Annotated in this window: 14 protein-coding genes; 11 read left to right on the top strand and 3 right to left on the bottom strand. The window is 72.2% G+C overall.

Annotation, left to right across the window (positions count from 1 at the left end; translation table 11 throughout):
- The first annotated feature begins 62 nt into the window (after nt 1–62).
- Nucleotides 63–863 (top strand): exodeoxyribonuclease III, encoded by an 801-nt coding sequence (locus tag AC067U_RS13115; RefSeq protein ID WP_478829743.1) that lies wholly within the window; start codon nt 63–65, stop codon nt 861–863.
- 50 nt (nt 864–913) lie between these two features.
- On the opposite strand, the gene AC067U_RS13110 is transcribed toward AC067U_RS13115, so the two are convergent.
- A complete protein-coding gene (locus tag AC067U_RS13110; protein ID WP_478829742.1) occupies nt 914–1609 on the bottom strand; it encodes a MerR family transcriptional regulator in 696 nt (231 codons plus the stop codon).
- 142 nt (nt 1610–1751) lie between these two features.
- On the opposite strand from AC067U_RS13110, the gene AC067U_RS13105 reads away from it, so the two are divergent.
- From AC067U_RS13105 to AC067U_RS13090, 4 genes are all read left to right on the top strand, one after another.
- Nucleotides 1752–3323 carry a flavin-containing monooxygenase gene (locus AC067U_RS13105; RefSeq protein ID WP_478829741.1) on the top strand — a complete coding sequence of 524 codons (1572 nt, stop codon included), beginning with the start codon at nt 1752–1754 and terminating at the stop codon, nt 3321–3323.
- Complete coding sequence (locus tag AC067U_RS13100; protein WP_478829740.1) at nt 3320–4228, top strand: alpha/beta fold hydrolase; 909 nt, start codon at nt 3320–3322, stop codon at nt 4226–4228. Before AC067U_RS13105 ends, AC067U_RS13100 begins: the two co-directional genes overlap by 4 nt.
- Entirely contained in the window at nt 4225–5109 is an 885-nt protein-coding gene (locus AC067U_RS13095; RefSeq protein ID WP_478829739.1) for an SDR family oxidoreductase, read from the top strand. Before AC067U_RS13100 ends, AC067U_RS13095 begins: the two co-directional genes overlap by 4 nt.
- A 76-nt stretch (nt 5110–5185) precedes the next feature.
- Nucleotides 5186–5374, top strand: coding sequence for a hypothetical protein (locus AC067U_RS13090; protein WP_478829738.1), 189 nt, complete (start codon nt 5186–5188; stop codon nt 5372–5374).
- A gap of 129 nt (nt 5375–5503) precedes the next feature.
- On the opposite strand, the gene AC067U_RS13085 is transcribed toward AC067U_RS13090, so the two are convergent.
- Nucleotides 5504–8935, bottom strand: a complete 3432-nt coding sequence (locus AC067U_RS13085; RefSeq protein WP_478829737.1) for a S41 family peptidase — start codon at nt 8933–8935, stop codon at nt 5504–5506.
- Between the two features lie 178 nt (nt 8936–9113).
- Here AC067U_RS13085 and AC067U_RS13080 point away from each other — a divergent pair, with 178 nt between their 5' ends.
- Together AC067U_RS13080 and AC067U_RS13075 are read left to right on the top strand one after the other, a co-directional pair.
- A complete protein-coding gene (locus tag AC067U_RS13080) occupies nt 9114–9683 on the top strand; it encodes a TetR/AcrR family transcriptional regulator (RefSeq protein WP_478829736.1) in 570 nt (189 codons plus the stop codon).
- Nucleotides 9684–9826: 143 nt separating this feature from the next.
- Complete coding sequence (locus AC067U_RS13075) at nt 9827–12031, top strand: MMPL family transporter (RefSeq protein WP_478829735.1); 2205 nt, start codon at nt 9827–9829, stop codon at nt 12029–12031.
- 144 nt (nt 12032–12175) lie between these two features.
- On the opposite strand, the gene AC067U_RS13070 is transcribed toward AC067U_RS13075, so the two are convergent.
- On the bottom strand, nt 12176–12541 hold the full coding sequence (locus AC067U_RS13070; RefSeq protein WP_478829734.1) for an SsgA family sporulation/cell division regulator: 366 nt from the start codon (nt 12539–12541) through the stop codon (nt 12176–12178).
- A 179-nt stretch (nt 12542–12720) separates the two neighbouring features.
- Here AC067U_RS13070 and AC067U_RS13065 point away from each other — a divergent pair, with 179 nt between their 5' ends.
- The 4 genes from AC067U_RS13065 to AC067U_RS13050 all read left to right on the top strand — a co-directional run bounded on the left by AC067U_RS13065 (nt 12721) and on the right by AC067U_RS13050 (nt 16684).
- On the top strand, nt 12721–13824 hold the full coding sequence (locus tag AC067U_RS13065) for an energy-coupling factor ABC transporter permease (RefSeq protein WP_478829733.1): 1104 nt from the start codon (nt 12721–12723) through the stop codon (nt 13822–13824).
- Nucleotide 13825: 1 nt separating this feature from the next.
- Nucleotides 13826–14587, top strand: a complete 762-nt coding sequence (cbiQ, locus tag AC067U_RS13060) for a cobalt ECF transporter T component CbiQ (RefSeq protein WP_478829732.1) — start codon at nt 13826–13828, stop codon at nt 14585–14587.
- Nucleotides 14584–15381: an energy-coupling factor ABC transporter ATP-binding protein gene (locus AC067U_RS13055; protein ID WP_478829731.1), complete on the top strand. Its 798-nt coding sequence runs from the start codon at nt 14584–14586 to the stop codon at nt 15379–15381. Before cbiQ ends, AC067U_RS13055 begins: the two co-directional genes overlap by 4 nt.
- 76 nt (nt 15382–15457) lie before the next feature.
- Nucleotides 15458–16684, top strand: a complete 1227-nt coding sequence (locus AC067U_RS13050) for a serine hydrolase domain-containing protein (RefSeq protein WP_478829730.1) — start codon at nt 15458–15460, stop codon at nt 16682–16684.

The following is a 16684-nucleotide window of genomic DNA, read 5'->3' as shown; positions in this document are numbered from 1 at the left end:
ACACCGCACCGGCCCGTTGCCGAGTACCCTGCTGCACGTTTGTGCCGATCTGGGGAGCTTTCTTGATCACCGTGACTTCTGTGAACGTGAACGGGATCCGTGCCGCAGCCAAGAAGGGCTTCGTGCCGTGGCTGGCCGGGACCGAGGCCGATGTGATCTGCCTCCAGGAGGTCCGGGCCGAGGAGGCGCAGATCCCCGAGGAGGTGCGGGCGCCCGAGGGCTGGCACACCTTCTTCGCTCCCGCGGCGGCGAAGGGCCGGGCCGGTGTGGCGCTGTTCACCCGCCGGGAGCCGGACCGGGTCCGGATCGGCTTCGGCAGCGAGGAGTTCGACGCGAGCGGCCGGTACGTCGAGGCCGACCTGCCCGGGCTGACCGTCGCGAGCCTGTACCTGCCGTCCGGTGAGGCGGGCACGGAGAAGCAGGACGAGAAGTACCGCTTCATGGCCGAGTTCCGCACCTACCTGGAGGAGCTCAAGGCGAAGGCGGCGGCCGACGGGCGGGAGGTGCTGGTCTGCGGCGACTGGAACATCTGCCACCAGGAGGCCGACCTCAAGAACTGGAAGACCAACCGCAAGAACGCCGGCTTCCTCCCGGAGGAGCGGGAGTGGCTGGGCGGCGTCTACGAGGGCGCCGGCTACGTGGACGTGGTGCGGGAGCTCCACCCCGAGCAGGAGGGCCCGTACTCCTGGTGGTCCTACCGGGGCCGCGCCTTCGACAACGACGCCGGCTGGCGGATCGATCTGCACGTGGCGACGGCGGGACTGGCCGCCAAGGCCGTGAAGGGCTACGTGGAGCGCGCCGAGACGCACCCCGAGCGGTGGTCCGACCACGCCCCGGTGACCGTGGTCTACGGGCTGGGCTGAGGGCGGCGGCGCCGGTGGCGCCGCGGGTCCGGCCGGCGTAGGCGGGTGGCCTACGGGTTCGGCCGGCCGGCGGGGGCCGGCCGGCCGCGGCCGGCGATCAGACGGTCCATCGCCATCGACAGTTCCGCCTCGACCACGCTCTTGGCGAGCGGGCGGAGCCGGCCGAGAGCCTCCGGGTCGTCCGCCACGTACGTGGCGATGAGTCCGGCGAACAGTTCCGCCATCGCGTCGGCGTGCGCGCGGACCCGGCGGCCCGCGTCCAGCACCGCCGCGAGCGGCACGCCCTCGCGGACCAGTGCCGAGGAGACGTCCAGCAGGCGCCGGCTGACGTGCACGATCTCGTCCCCGTCGGCCGCCACGTAGCCGAGGTCCATGGAGGCCGCCAGGTTCTCCGGGGTGACCTCCCCCTCGAAGTAGTCGGCCATGGCCTCCGGGGTCAGGCGGACCGGGGTCTCCTCCGACCAGCCCATGCCGAGCAGCTCGCTGAGCTGGCTCACGTCGCGCCCGTTCTCGAAGGCCGCGGTGAGCTCGGCGATCCCGCCGAGGGTGTGGCCGCGTTCGAGGAGCGCGGCGATGGTGCGCAGCCGGGCCAGGTGATGGTCGTCGTACCAGGCGATGCGGCCCTCGCGGCGCGGCGGCGGCAGGAGCTTGCGCTCCCGGTAGAAGCGCAGGGTGCGCACCGGGATGCCGGCCGCCTCGGCCAGCTCCTCGGTCCGGTATTCGCGTACCGTCTGTTCGTCCGCCACAGGCGCAGCCTATGGCGTACCGCCGGTAACTTTCCCGGCGAGACCCCTACCCATGAGTATGGGAAAGCCCTACTCTCCCAACCGTGCCAGTGATTGCTGGCAGAGTCTGTGAAGGGCGGCGGGCGTGGGCGAACATGTGCGCGTGGCGGTGATCGGATCCGGCTTCGGCGGGCTGGGAGCGGCGGTCCGGCTGCGGCGCGAAGGGATCACCGACTTCGTGGTGCTGGAACGGGCCGACTCGGTGGGCGGGACCTGGCGGGACAACACCTACCCCGGGTGCGCCTGCGACGTGCCTTCCCACCTCTACTCCTTCTCCTTCGCGCCGAACCCGGACTGGCCCCGCACCTTCTCCGGCCAGCGGCACATCCGCGCCTATCTGGAGCACGTCACCGACACCTTCGGGCTGCGGGCGCACCTCCGCCTGGGCCACGAGGTCCGGATGATGCGCTGGGACGCGGACGCGCTGCACTGGGAGATCGAGACCTCGGCCGGAGACTTCACCGCCGAGGTGATCGTGTCGGCGACCGGGCCGCTCTCCGACCCGAAGATGCCCGAGGTGCCGGGGCTGTCGGGCTTCCCCGGCAAGGTCTTCCACTCCGCCCGCTGGGACCACGACTACGAGCTGCGCGGCAAGCGGGTCGCGATGATCGGGACGGGTGCCTCCGCCATCCAGATCGTCCCCGCGATCGCGCCCGAGGTGGAGCGGCTCACGCTCTTCCAGCGGACCCCGCCGTGGGTGATGCCCCGTACCGACCGGGAGATCAGCGCGGTGGAGCGCTGGCTGCACCGGCAGCTGCCGTTCACCCGGGCCGCCCGCCGCGGGGTGCTCTGGGGGCTCCGGGAGCTCCAGGTCAGCGCGTTCACCAAACGGCCCAACCGGCTCGGCCTGGTCGAGTCGCTGGCCAAGGCCAACATCGCCCGCTCCATCAAGGACCCGGAGCTGCGGGCCAGGCTGACCCCCTCGTACCGGATCGGCTGCAAGCGGATCCTGCTGTCCAACGACTACTACCCGGCGCTGGCGCGCCCCAACGTGGACCTGGTCGCGTCCGGGCTGAAGGAGATCCGCGGCTCGGTGCTGGTGGCCGCCGACGGCACCGAGACCGAGGCCGACGCGATCATCTTCGGGACTGGCTTCCACGTCACCGACCTGCCGATCGCCGACCGCGTGGTCGGGGCGGAGGGCAGGACGCTGGCCGAGGAGTGGAAGGACGGGATGCGGTCCCTGCGCGGGGCGACCGCGGCCGGCTTCCCCAACTGGATGACGATCATCGGGCCCAACACCGGGCTCGGGAACAGCTCGATGATCCTCATGATCGAGTCCCAGCTGAACTACATGGCCGACTACGTGCGTCAGCTCGGCCTGCTGGAGGGACGCGGCCAGGGCGGGAGGGCCGCGCTCGCCGCCCGCCCCTCGGCAGTGAACGCCTGGAACCGCCGGGTGCAGGACCGGATGAAGCGGACCGTGTGGAACACCGGCGGCTGCAACAGCTGGTACCTGGACGCGGCCGGCCGCAACACCACGGTCTGGCCCGGCACCACCGGCGAGTTCCGCCGCGAGACCGGGAGCGTCGACCTCGCCGAGTACGAGGTGCTGCGCGTCCGGACCGGAGAACGGACGGGCGTGCTGCCTGCGGCCGCTGCCGCCACCGGCGCCGCTACCGCTGCCGCCACCGGCACCACCACCGCCACCGCCACCGAGGAGGAAGCCGCATGAGCAGGCTGACGCACGTCACCGCCGGTCCGTACGCGCCCCCGGCCGCCCGGCGCGAGCTGGTCGCCGAATCCGCCGACGGGGCACGGCTGCACGTCGAGGTGCACGGGGACGAGGACGCGCCGGCCGTGGTGCTCTCGCACGGCTGGACCTGCTCCACCGCCTTCTGGGCCGCCCAGGTCCGCGAACTCTCCCGGGACCACAAGGTCATCGCCTACGACCAGCGCGGCCACGGCCGCAGCCGGGCGGAAGGCGTCTTCAGCACCGGCGCCCTCGCCGACGACCTGGTCGCCGTGCTCGCCGCGGCCCTCGGCGAGGGCGAGCGCGCGGTGGTCGCCGGACACTCCATGGGCGGGATGACGATCATGGCCGCCGCCGGCCGCTCCGGCTTCGACGACCGGGTGTCCGCCGCGCTGCTCTGCAGCACCGGCGCCTCCCGGCTGCCCGAGGAGTCCAGGGTGGTCCCGATGCGCCCGGGCCGCGCCCGGACCCGGCTCACCCGCGCCGTCATGTCCAGCCGGGCGCCGCTCGGGCCGGTCACGCCGGTCGCGAGGAAGGCGGTGCAGTACGTGACCATGGCGCCGGGCTCGGCTCCGGGCAAGGTCGAGGCCTGCGCCCGGATCGTGCACGCCTGCCCGCGCACGGTGCGCCACGAGTGGTCGAAGGTGCTGGCCGGCCTGGACCTGCGGCACAACCTCCCCCGGCTCACCGTGCCGACGGCCGTGATCGGAGGCACCGCCGACCGGCTCACCCCGATCGTGCACGCCCGCGGCCTGGCCGCCGAGCTGCCCCACTGCGTGGGGCTCACCGAGCTGACCGGCATGGGCCACATGACGCCGATCGAGGCGCCCGAGGCCGTCAACGAGGTCATTCGCACCCTGGTCCGGATCGAGGAGAAGAGCGCATGAGCAGCAGGCGGAGTCTGGAGGGACAGGTCGCGGTCGTCACCGGTGCGGCCCGCGGGGTCGGCGAACTGCTCGCCCGCAAACTGTCCGCGCGCGGTGCGCGGATCGCCCTGGTCGGCCTGGAGCCGGAGGCCCTCAAGGAGGTCTCCGAACGCCTCCACACCGACAGCGACCACTGGTACGCCGACGTCACCGACCACGAGGCCATGGCCCGGGTCGCCGAGGAGGTCAAACAGCGCTTCGGCAAGGTGGACATCGTGGTCGCCAACGCCGGGGTCGCGGCCGGCGGCCCGTTCGGTGACTCCGACCCGGACGCGTGGCGGCGGGTCATCGAGGTGAACCTCGTCGGCGGGGCCGTCACCGCCCGCGCCTTCCTGCCCGTGCTGACCGAGAGCCGCGGCTACTTCCTGCAGATCGCCTCGCTCGCCGCCATCACACCGGCGCCGATGATGACCGCGTACTGCGCCTCCAAGTCGGGCGTGGAGGCGTTCGCCCACTGCCTGCGCGCCGAGGTCGGCTACAAGGGCGTCAAGGTGGGCGTGGGCTACCTGTCCTGGACCGACACCGACATGGTGCGCGGCGCCGACCAGGACGACGTCATGCGCGAACTGCGGCAGCGGCTGCCGTGGCCGGCGAACCGGACGTACCCGCTGGGGCCGGCCGTGGACCGGATCGTGGCCGGGATCGAGCGGCGCTCGGCGCACGTCTACGCGCAGTGGTGGCTGCGCGGGATGCAGTCGGTGCGCGGCTACCTCCCGGCGGTCGTCTCACTGGGCGGACAGCGGGAGATGAAGCGGTTCGAACCGCGACTGGGCGCCGTTCCCAAGGGACTTGTGGGAGCGGGCGGGGCCGCCGACGAGAACGAGCGCACCCAGAGTCACTGACCGAAATGCGAGCTCTGCCCCCTCGTGCAAATCTGGTCGAGGCCCAACCACCGACACCCCTCGTGGAGTGAAAAGCATGGGTACCAAGGACCGGTTCGACGAGCAGGCAGAGCAGCTCAAGGGCAAGGGCCGACAGGCCGCCAAGAGCACGCAGGACGGCGCCTCCGAGCGCATGCGGGCCCGCCAGGAGGAGGCGGCCCAGCCCCCGCGGCGCCCGCAGCAGGAGGACGAGGCGCGACGGTCGTTCGACGACGACGACTTCTGACGGCGGCTTCCAGCGCTGCCCGGGGAAGGGGCGTGACCGTTCCGGAACGGTCACGCCCCTTCCGTTTGTTCCTCCGTTCGTTCCTCCGCTTGTCGTTCGGCGCTTGCCGTTCGGCACTTGCCGTTCGGGTCAGGGTCGCGGCGGCAGCTTCGGGCGCCGCCGGTCCGGTACGTCGCCGTACCCGGGCGGCACCGCGGCCGGGTACTGCTCCAGCAGCTCCAGCGCCAGGTACACCGCGTCGTCCAGCTGCGCGTGCCGCCCCTCCGCCCAGTCGAGCGGGGTGCGCAGCACCGCCAGGTCCGGCTCGACGCCGTGGTTCTCCACCGACCACCCGTACTCGGGGAACCAGGCCGCGTTCATCGGCACGGTGATCACCGTTCCGTCGCCGAGCGTGTGCCGGCCCGTCATGCCGACCACCCCGCCCCAGGTCCGCTGGCCCACCACCGGGCCCAGCCCCAGCAGTTTGAACGCGGCCGTGATCATGTCGCCGTCCGAGGAGGTGGCCTCGTCGGCGAGCGCGACCACCGGACCCCGGGGCGCGTTGGAGGCGTACGAGACCGGCTGCGCGTTGCGGGTGAGGTCCCAGCCCAGGATCTTCCGGGTCAGCTTCTCCACCACCAGCTCGCTGATGTGTCCGCCCGCGTTGCCGCGTACGTCCACGATCAGCGCGGGCCGGGACATCTCCGCCCGCAGGTCGCGGTTGAACTGTGCCCACCCGGAGCCGCCCATGTCGGGGATGTGCAGGTAGCCGCACTTGCCGCCGCTGACCTCGCGGACCACCGCCCGGCGCTTGGCCACCCAGTCCTGGTAGCGCAGCGGCCGCTCGTCCACCAGCGGTACCACCGCCACCCGGCGGGCCGGGCCCTCGCCCTCGGCCGGCCGGAAGGTGAGCTCGACGGTGGTGCCGCCGGCCGCGGCCAGCAGCGGGTAGGGGCCGGTCACCGGGTCCACCGGCCGGCCGTCCACATGGGTCAGGACGGCGCCCTCGCGGATGCCCGTACCGGCCAGCGGGGAGCGGGCCTTGGAGTCGGAGGAGTCGCCGGGCAGGATCCGTTTGACCATCCAGTGGCCGTCCCGCGGCACCAGGTTGGCGCCGAGCAGGCCGATCGGCCGCTGGTAGTGCGGCGGCCCCTCGTTGCGGCGGGCGGGGGCGACGTACGCGTGCGAGGTGCCGAGCTCGCCGAGGACCTCGCGCATCAGGTCGGCGAACTCGTCGGGGGAGGCGACCCGTTCGAGCAGCGGGCGGTACTGCGCGAGGATCGAGTCCCAGTCGATCCCGCACATCTTCGGTTCCCAGAAGTACGCGCGGATGATCCGCCCGGCCTCGTCGTACGCCTGCCGCCACTCGGCCGCCGGGTCCACCTCGTGCAGGATCCGCCGCAGGTCCAGGTAGACGGTGGAATCGTGGTCCCCGGACTCGGTGGCGGGGACCGCGCGCAGGTCGCCGTCGTCGTTGACGACCAGCCGGGTGCCGTCGCCGCTGGCCGCGAACCAGTCCAGTCCGGAGGCCAGTTCGGTCTTGCGGGCCTTGGAGATGTCGAAGTGCTCCAGGGTGGGCTTGCCGGTGGTGTCGGCCGGGTTGGCGAAGGTCTCGCCGAGCGCGCCCGAGATGGGCCAGCGCAGCCAGACCAGGCCGCCGCCGTGCACCGGGTACAGGGCGGAGTACTTGGAGGCGCTGACGGGGAAGGGGGTGACCCGGCTCTCCAGCCCCTCGATCTCCACCGTCACCGTGCCGTCGCCGGTGTCGCCCTCCACCGGGTCCATGCCGCCCGCGGCCGGCCGACCCTCGGCGGACAGGGCGAAGGGGGAGGGGGTCGCGGAGGAGAGCGGCACCAGGTAGGGGCGGCAGCCGAGCGGGAAGGAGAGGTCCCCGGTGTGCACGTCGTACACCGGGTCGAAGCCGCGCCAGGACAGGAAGGCCAGGTAGCGGCCGTCCCGGGTGAACACCGGGTTCTCGTCCTCGAACCGGCCGTTGGTGACGTCCACGATGGTCCGCGGGCCGGGACCGGAGATCCTGGCGATCTTGATCTGCCGCAGGGAGCGCCCGATCCCCGGGTGCGACCAGGCCAGCCAGTCCCCGTCGGGGGAGAAGGCCAGGTCGTTCACCGGGCCGTTGATGGACCGGATCAGCTCGGTGACTTCCGCGCCGCCGCCTCCGTCTCCGCCATCGCCTCCGTCCCCATTGCCTCCGTCTCCGCCGCCTCCGTTTCCGCCGCCTCCGGCCCCGCCGCCCTCGTCTCCGTCCCCGCCCTCTTCCTCGGTGTCCGAGACCTCGGCGCCCGAGACCTCAGCATCCTCGTCCGGCACGGTGAGGAGCAGCAGTCGGCCGTCGTCGGAGGCGATGGCGAGCCGTTCCCCTTCGGGGTCCGAGACCAGTTCCAGTACGCGCCCCAGCTCGCCGGAGGCCAGCCGGCGGGGTGCCCGTTCACCGGAGGCCCGCGGCAGGTAGGAGATCTCGACGGCGTCCTCGCCCTCGGCGTCGGTCACGTAGGCGACCTGGTTGCCGGAGCCCAGCATCTCGGGCAGCCGGATCCGCACCCCGGGGGTGTCGGTGATGGTGCGGGCCGGGCCGTCGCGGTGGGTGAGCCAGTACAGGCTGCCCCGGACGGCGACCGCGCTGGCCCGACCGGTGGTGTCGACGGCGACACCGTCGACGTTGCCGGCGGCCGGCACCTGGTAGCGGCGGCGGCCGGCGCGCGGGCCGCCCAGGCGGACCGGGAGCCGGCGGGGTTCGGCGTCCGGGGCGAGGGACTCCACCAGCCAGAGCTCGCCCGCGCACTGGTAGACCACGCGGCTGCCGTCGCTGGAGGCGTGCCGGGCGTAGAACTCGTCGTGGTCGGTGTGGCGCCGCAGGTCGGTGCCGTCGGGCAGGCAGGAGTACAGGTTGCCGGTGCCCTCGTGGTCGGAGAGGAACGCGATCCGCCCGGCCACGAACATCGGGGACTCCAGATGCCCGCCGAGGTCCTCCAGCAGCCGTTTGCCGTGCAGCCAGAGCCGGCCGATGGCGCCGCCCCGGTAGCGCTTCCAGGAGGCGGGCTCGTGCGGCGGCTTGCCGGTCAGCAGCAGGGTGTGCCGCGCGTTGTCCTCCGTGCCCTCCTCCGGGGCGTGCATGGCGATGTCCGAGACCGGACCCCAGGGCAGCTTGCCCCCGGGGCTGCCGTCGGTGGGCAGGCTGTAGGCCCAGGCGAAGTAGGAGAAGGGCTGGCCGTGCGAGGAGACGGCGAGGATGTCGCTGCGGCCGTCCTTGTCGGGCGGCGTCCAGCCGCACACCCGGGTGTCGGTCGAGCCCCAGTAGGTCAGCCGGCGGGCCGGCCCGCCGTCCACCGGGGCGAGGTGGATCTCGGGGTCGAGGCTGCGCCAGGTGGTGTAGGCGATCTGGCGGCCGTCGGGGGAGAACCGGGGGTGGCCCACCCGGGTCCGGTCGACGGTGATCCGCCAGGCCCGGCCGGGGGGTTGACCGTCCGCGACGAGCGGGGCGACCCACAGGTCGTCTTCGGTGGCGAAGCACAGCAGGTCGTCGTGCAGGTGCGGGAACCGGAGGTACGCGACGTCGTGACTCACCTTCCAATGCTTTCCGCGTCAGAGGGCCCCGGCAACTCGTACTGGTGATCCGATCGCGTACGTTGGTGCGTGACGGATCCCACGGGGGGAACCGAAACGAAACGGTTTCGTTCTCGTCTTCCCCGGGGGTATCGTCTCGGTGTACGAAACGGTTTCGTTCGGCGGGAGGTACGGAGAGTTGGCAAGCCGCATCACCCCCGAACGGGAGGCCGAACTGCACGGCGCGGTCCTGGACCTGCTCCGCGAAGTCGGCTACGAGGCACTGACGATGGACGCCGTCGCCGCCCGTACGAAGTCCAGCAAGGCCACCCTCTACCGCCAGTGGGGGAGCAAGCCGGAGCTGGTCGCCAAGGCCCTGCGCTGCACGCAGAAGGTGTCCCTGGCGGAGATCGACACGGGCAGCATCCGCGGCGATTTCGCGGTGATGATCCAGAACTCCGACGACGACCAGATGGCGAAGGACACGGCGCTCATCCGAGGCCTGAGCCATGCGGTTCACGAGAGCCCCGAGCTCCACAAGGCGCTGCGGGAACTGCTCGTCGACCCGGAGATCACCGGCCTGCAGGTGATGCTGCAACGGGCCGTCGACCGGGGCGAGATCGCCCCCGACTGTCCGGCTCTCGGATTCGTCCCGCACATGCTCATCGGAGCGTTCATCTCGCTGCCGCTGATCGAGGACCGACCGGTCGACCGGGAGTTCCTCACCGAGTTCGCCGACGCCGTGGTGTTCCCCGCCCTCGGCATCTGAACCTCAAGCAGTCCGTCGTACCGCGCTGTTCCGTACCGCTGTTTCGTACCGCTGTTCCTGCTGCTCCTGACACGCCGCTCTCGTCGTCGGGCCGGCATTCGATGCCCATCCCATTCCACGACTCGAACGGGAGAACCACCGACGTGGCCACCTTCCTGTACCGGCTCGGCAAGGGCGCCTTCCGGCGCCGCCGCTGGGTCGCACTGCTCTGGGTCGCGCTGCTGTTCCTCGCCGGATTCGGCGCGGCCTCGGCGTCCACCCCGACCTCAGGTTCCTTCTCCATACCGGGCACGGAGGCCCAGAAGGCCTTCGACCTCCTTGAAGAGAGGTTCCCGGCACTCGCTGCGGACGGCGCGACCGCCCGCGTGGTGATCAAGGCCCCGAACGGGCAGAAGGTCACCGACCCGGCGGTCAAGGGTGAGGTCCAGAAGATCGTCGGCGACCTGAAGTCCGGCTCGGACCAGATCGCCACGGTCGACGACCCGTACCAGGTCCAGGCCGTCAGCCAGGACTCCAGCACCGCCTACATCACCACGAAGTACAAGGTCAACTCCATGGAGCTGACCGACAAGAGCCGCGAGGCGCTCAAGGACACCGGCAAGGACGCCCAGAAGTCAGGCCTGACCGTGGAGATCGGCGGTGACGCGCTCCAGACCATGCCGGAGAACGGCTCCGGCGAGGCCATCGGCATCATGGTCGCCGCGGTGGTCCTGGTCATCACCTTCGGCTCGCTGGTCGCCGCCGGACTCCCGCTGCTGACCGCCCTGATCGGCGTCGGCATCGGCATCTCCTCGATCACCGCGCTGGCCAACGTGCTGGACCTCGGCACCACCACCGGCACCCTCGCCATGATGATCGGCCTCGCCGTCGGCATCGACTACGCGCTGTTCATCGTCTCCCGCTACCGCGCGGAGCTCGCCGAGGGCCGGGAGAAGGAGGAGGCCGCCGGCCGCGCCGTCGGAACCGCCGGCTCCGCCGTGGTCTTCGCCGGTCTGACCGTGGTCATCGCCCTGGTGGGCCTGGCCGTGGTGAACATCCCGATGCTCACCAAGATGGGCGCGGCGGCCGCCGGCACCGTGGTCATCGCCGTCTTCGTGGCGCTCACCCTGGTCCCGGCCATGATCGGCTTCGCCCAGAAGCGGGTCCTGCCGGCCGGTCAGAAGAGCCGGCTGTTCGGCGGCGGCAAGGCCAAGGCCGCCGGTGCGGAGGAGAAGCCGAACGGCGGCACCCGCTGGGCCCGCTTCGTGCTGCGCCGCCCGCTGGTGGTCCTGCTGCTCGGTGTGATCGGCCTCGGCACCATCGCCCTGCCGGTGGGCAAGCTGGAGATGGGCCTGCCCGACGAGGGTTCCCAGCCGGTCTCCACCACCCAGCGCCGCGCCTACGACATGCTCTCCGAGGGCTTCGGCCCCGGCTTCAACGGCCCGCTGATGCTGGTCGTCGACGGCGACCAGGCCGCCGCCGACAAGGCGGGCGAGCAGGTCAAGGCGCTCAACATGGCGGCGGCGGTGCTCCCGCCCACGCCGAACAAGGAGAAGGACGCCGACACCTGGATCATCACGGTGATCTCCAAGGACCGCCCGTCCTCGGTCGAGACCGAGGACCTGGTCCACAAGATCCGTGAGGTCACCGGCGACGAGGTGCTGGTCACCGGCCAGACCGCGATGAACATCGACTTCTCGCAGAAGATGGACGACGCGCTGCTGCCCTACCTGTCCCTGGTGGTCGGCCTCGCCTTCCTGCTGCTGATGGTGGTGTTCCGCTCGGTACTGGTCCCGCTCAAGGCGGCCCTCGGCTTCCTGCTCTCGGTGATCGCCGCCCTCGGCGCGGTCGTCGCGGTCTTCCAGTGGGGCTGGCTGGGCGGTCTCTTCGGGGTCGAGCAGCCCGGTCCGATCATGAGCATGATGCCGATCTTCATGGTGGGCGTGGTGTTCGGTCTGGCCATGGACTACGAGGTGTTCCTGGTCACCCGGATGCGCGAGGCGTACGTCCACGGCGAGCGCCCGGGCCAGGCCGTGGTCACCGGTTTCCAGCACGGCGCCCGGGTGGTCACCGCCGCCGCGGTGATCATGATCGCGGTGTTCTCCGGCTTCATCGGCTCCAGCGAGCAGATGGTCAAGATGATCGGCTTCTCGCTGGCCATCGCCGTCCTGTTCGACGCGTTCATCGTCCGCATGGCGATCGTCCCGGCGGTGCTGGCGCTGCTGGGGCACCGCGCCTGGTGGCTGCCGAAGTGGCTGGACCGAGTGCTCCCCAACGTGGACGTGGAGGGCGAGGGGCTGCGCAAGCACCTGGCCGAGCCCGCGGCCCACGAGGACCCGGACCAGGACCGGAAGCTGGTCAACGCCTGACGGCTGTCGTGAGAAGGACCGGCCCCGCACCTCGTCCGAGGTGCGGGGCCGGTCCCGTTCCGCCCGTTCCTTCTGCCTGTTCCTTCTGCCGGGCTGTTTCCGCCCGTTCCTTCCGCCCGTTCCTTCCGTCCGGCCGCCCTGGGCCTAACGGGTGACGGGCTGGTACGTGCGGCGCAGGAAGCGGCGCAGCGCGGCGATGTCGAACTGGACCACGGCCACCCCGTCGGGGGAGTGGAACTCCACGACCGCCTGCACCCGTCCGCAGGGCCAGATCCGGACGTCGCCGCTGCCCGAGGGAGCCTGCAGTCCGGCCTCCAGCAGCGCGCGCGGGAACACCCACTCGTTCTCGGTGCCTTCCGGCGACAGGCCCGCGGGGAACACGATCCGGACGGCGAGGGGCTCGGCCGGCGCGAACCGCAGGGCGACCGGGATGGCCCGGTAGAGCGGGTCGTCGGTGATCACTCGGGCGCGCACTCGCTCTTCGACGGCGGTGGTGGTGGTCGCAGACATCGGCCGGCTCCTCGCGTCATAAAGCGGAACAAAGCAGTCCGTATTGCTCTCCAGCCTCGCACATTCCCACCAGGACGCGCGGCCGGTTTTGTGAGGGGGTCGCTATTGCCAATAGTTTGCAGCTACCGGCATCCTTGAAGAATCAAGGAACGCGTGAGGAAGAAGGAAGCGGACACACCATGCATGTACCCGACGGATTCATCGACGCACCCGTCTCGGTGGCCGCGGGCGTGGCCGCGGTCGGCGCCGTGGCCGTCGGACTGCGCGGGGCCCGCAAGGAACTCGACGAGCGCACCGCCCCGCTGGCCGGTCTCGTCGCCGCCTTCATCTTCGCCGTGCAGATGCTGAACTTCCCCGTCGCCGCGGGCACCAGCGGCCACCTGCTCGGCGGGGCGCTCGCCGCGATACTCGTCGGCCCGTACACGGCCGTGCTGTGCATGTCCGTGGTCCTGCTCATGCAGGGCGTGCTGTTCGCCGACGGCGGCCTGACCGCGCTCGGCGTCAACATCACGGTCATGGGCGTGGTCACCGTCATCACCGCCCACCTGGTCTTCCGCGGCCTGCTCGCCGTACTGCCCCGCAACCGCGCCTCGGTCACGGTCTCCGCCTTCACCGCCGCGCTGGTCTCGGTGCCCGCCGCCGCTGCCGCCTTCACCGCGCTCTACGCCATCGGCGGCACCACCGAGGTGCCCGTCGGCAAGGTGCTCACCGCCATGGTCGGCGTGCACGTGCTCATCGGCCTCGGCGAGGCCGCCATCACCGCCGCGACCGTCGGCGCCGTCCTGGCCGTCCGTCCCGACCTGGTGCACGGTGCGCGCGGCCTGGCCGCCCCGCTGAAGCTGCGCGTGAACGGCGAACTCGTCGACGCCCCGCAGGCCGCGCCGGCCGCCGCCGCGACGCCCGCCCGCTCCACGAAGAAGCTCTGGGCCACCGGCCTGGTCACCGCCCTCGCCCTGGCCGGCTTCGTCTCCTTCTACGCCTCCGCCAGCCCCGACGGCCTGGAGAAGGTCGCCGCAGACAAGGGCATCGACGCCAAGCTCAAGGCGGACGAGGAGAAGCCCGAGGGCGAGCGCGAGTACGAGCACGCCTCCGCCGGCTCCCCGCTCGCCGACTACGGGGTCAAGGACGTGGACGACGAGCGGCTCTCCGGCGGCCTCGCGGGCGTGATCGGCGTGGGTGCGACCGTCGCCGTCGGCACCGGGCTGTTCTGGGTGGCCCGCAGCCGGCGCACGGCCGACCCGGCCGTGCAGCCCGCCTCCAGCGCCGAGCCCTCGGCGGTCTGAGGTGGCCGCCGGCCACGCGCACCGGCTCTACCGGCACGGGCACTCCCCCGTGCACGGGCTGCCGCCGCACTGCAAGCTCGCCGCGACCTTCGCCTTCGTGCTGGTCGTCGTGTCCACACCGCGCGAGGCGGTGTGGGCCTTCGGCCTGTACGCCGTCCTGATCGCCGGGGTCGCCGCGGTGGCCCGGATCCCGGCGGGCTTCCTGCTGCGGCGGCTGCTGATCGAGGTCCCGTTCGTCGCGTTCGCGGTGCTCATGCCGTTCGTCGCGGAGGGCGAGAAGGTCGAGGTGCTCGGCCTGTCCCTGTCCCTCCCCGGGCTGTGGGGCGCCTGGAACGTGCTCGCCAAGGGCACGCTGGGGGTGGCCGCGTCCGTGCTGCTCGCCTCCACCACCGAGCTGCGCGAGCTGCTCCTCGGGCTGCAGCGGCTGCGCCTGCCCTCCCTGCTGGTGCAGATCGCCTCGTTCATGATCCGGTACGGGGACGTCATCACGGACGAGCTGCGCCGGATGTCGGTCGCGCGGCGCTCCCGCGGCTTCGAGGCGCGCGGCATCCGGCACTGGGGCGTGCTGGCCAAGACCGCCGGGGCCCTGTTCATCCGCTCCTACGAGCGCGGCGAGCGGGTGCACCTGGCCATGGTCAGCCGGGGCTACACCGGCTCGATGCCGGTGATCGACGAAGTGACCGCGAGCCGCGCGCAGTGGGCGTACGCGGCGGTACTCCCGGCGGCGGCGCTCGCCGTCTGTGTGATGGGCTGGACGCTATGACTTCTGCTGCTGTTCCCTCCGCCGCTCCGGCCGATCCGGTTCCCTCGCTGGCGGTGTCCGGGCTCGCCTTCGCCTACCCCGACGGGCACCAGGCCCTGTTCGGGGTGGACCTGACGGTCGGCCGGGGCGAGCGGGTGGCCCTGCTCGGACCGAACGGCGCCGGCAAGACCACCCTCGTGCTGCACCTCAACGGCATCCTCGGCGGCGGCGTCGGCACCGTGACGGTCGCCGGGCTGCCCGTGGAGAAGCGGAACTTCGCCGAGGTCCGCCGCCGGGTCGGCATCGTCTTCCAGGATCCGGACGACCAGCTCTTCATGCCCACCGTGCGGGAGGACGTGGCCTTCGGCCCGGCCGCGGCGGGACTGCGCGGCGCCGAGCTGGACGAGCGGGTGCGGACCGCGCTGGAGCGGGTCGGCATGGACGGCTTCGCGGACCGGCCGCCGCACCACCTGTCCTTCGGGCAGCGCCGGCGGGTGGCCGTGGCCACCGTGCTGGCCATGGAACCGGAGATCCTGGTGCTGGACGAGCCCTCCTCCAACCTGGACCCGGCCTCGCGGCGGGAGCTCGCCGACATCCTCCGCTCCCTGGACGTGACCGTGCTCATGGTCACCCACGACCTGCCCTACGCGCTGGAGCTGTGCCCCCGCTCGGTGATCCTCAGCGGAGGCGTGATCGCGGCGGACGGCGGCACCCAGGACCTGCTGTGCGACGAGGAACTGATGCGGGCCCACCGGCTGGAGCTGCCCTTCGGCTTCGACCCGCGTACGTCCCTCTCGACGCGGCCCTCGCACTGACCCTGTTCGGTTTCGGTGGCGTCACGAGCGTTGCGGTGACATAACGAAGGCGGGAGCGCGGCATAGGCACCGATCCATGGGTGTTGCACGGACCGTGGACATCCAGGGTGTGGTCGCGGAGGGCTTCGAGCCCGTCAGGGCAGCGTTCGAACGGAACTTCGAGCTGCTGGGTGACCGGGGCGCGGCGGTCGCCGTGTACCGGGACGGGCACAAGGTCGTGGACCTGTGGGCCGGCACGAAGGACGCCGACGCGTCGGTGTCCGGGGACGTGCCGGGCGACGAGTCCGGGAGCGCGGCCCCGTGGGCCGAGGACACCGCGGTGGTCGTGCGCTCCGGCACCAAGGGCGTCGCCGCGGCGGTCCCCCTCCTGCTGTACCAGCGCGGGCTGCTGGACCTGGCCGCGCCGGTGGGCTCGTACTGGCCGGAATTCAAGGCCGGCGGCAAGGAGCGCACCCTGGTCCGCGACCTGCTGGCGCACCGCGCGGGCATACCCGCCCTGGACCGGCCGCTGACCCCGGCCGAGGCCGTGGACGGCCTCACCGGCGCGCGGGCCGTCGCCGAACAGCACGCATTCTGGGAGCCGGGCAGCGCACACGGCTACCACGCGCAGACCTACAGCTGGCTGCTGTCCGAGCTGGTCCTCCGGGTCACCGGGCGCTCGCTGGGCACCTGGCTGGCCGAGGAGATCGCCGAGCCGCTGGGTCTCGACTTCTGGATCGGCGTCCCGGAGGACGAGGCCCACCGGGTGGGCCGGGTGGCCCCGGTGGACCCGCCCGAGCACGCCGGCTCGCTGCGGACCCGGCCCCGCCGGAACGTGGCCGAGGCCTACGCGGACCCGGCCTCGCTGACCCGGCGGGCCTTCGCGGCCATCGACCCGCTGCCGGACGAGAACGCGCCGGAGTGGCGCGCCGCCGAACTCCCGGCCTCGGCGGGCATCGGCACCGCGCGGGGCCTGGCCCGCTTCTACGCGGCCACGGTCGGCACCGTCGAGGACGGCGGGCGGATCTTCACCCCGGCGGTCACGGCGCTGGCCGGCACGGAGCTCTCCGCCGGGCCGGACAAGGTCCTGGTGGTCAACACCCGCTTCGGCCCCGGCTTCATGCTGCACGGGCCGGCCTCCCCGCTGCTCTCCCCGGCCTCCTTCGGCCACCCCGGCCGGGGCGGCTCCCTGGGCTTCGCGGACCCGGACTCCGGCATCGGCTTCGGCTACGTCACCAACAGCCTGGCCAAGTCCGTCACGGCGGACCCCCGGGCCCAGTCCCTCATCCGTGCCCTCCGCACCTCCCTGGACGCGCAGCCGTAG

The organism is Streptomyces sp. NPDC043853 (assembly GCF_056436025.1).
The sequence above is the reverse complement of the archived record's forward strand: the minus strand, read 5'-3'. Positions and strand labels throughout refer to the sequence as shown.

Bases quoted from the DNA above. Each gene is read 5' to 3' on its own strand.
- AC067U_RS13100 (WP_478829740.1), top strand. From the start codon at position 3,320: ATGAGCAGGCTGACGCACGTCACCGCCGGTCCGTACGCGCCCCCGGCC.
- AC067U_RS13095 (WP_478829739.1), top strand. From the start codon at position 4,225: ATGAGCAGCAGGCGGAGTCTGGAGGGACAGGTCGCGGTCGTCACCGGT.
- AC067U_RS13090 (WP_478829738.1), top strand. From the start codon at position 5,186: ATGGGTACCAAGGACCGGTTCGACGAGCAGGCAGAGCAGCTCAAGGGC.
- AC067U_RS13070 (WP_478829734.1), bottom strand. From the start codon at position 12,541: ATGTCTGCGACCACCACCACCGCCGTCGAAGAGCGAGTGCGCGCCCGA.
- AC067U_RS13065 (WP_478829733.1), top strand. From the start codon at position 12,721: ATGCATGTACCCGACGGATTCATCGACGCACCCGTCTCGGTGGCCGCG.
- AC067U_RS13055 (WP_478829731.1), top strand. From the start codon at position 14,584: ATGACTTCTGCTGCTGTTCCCTCCGCCGCTCCGGCCGATCCGGTTCCC.
- AC067U_RS13050 (WP_478829730.1), top strand. From the start codon at position 15,458: ATGGGTGTTGCACGGACCGTGGACATCCAGGGTGTGGTCGCGGAGGGC.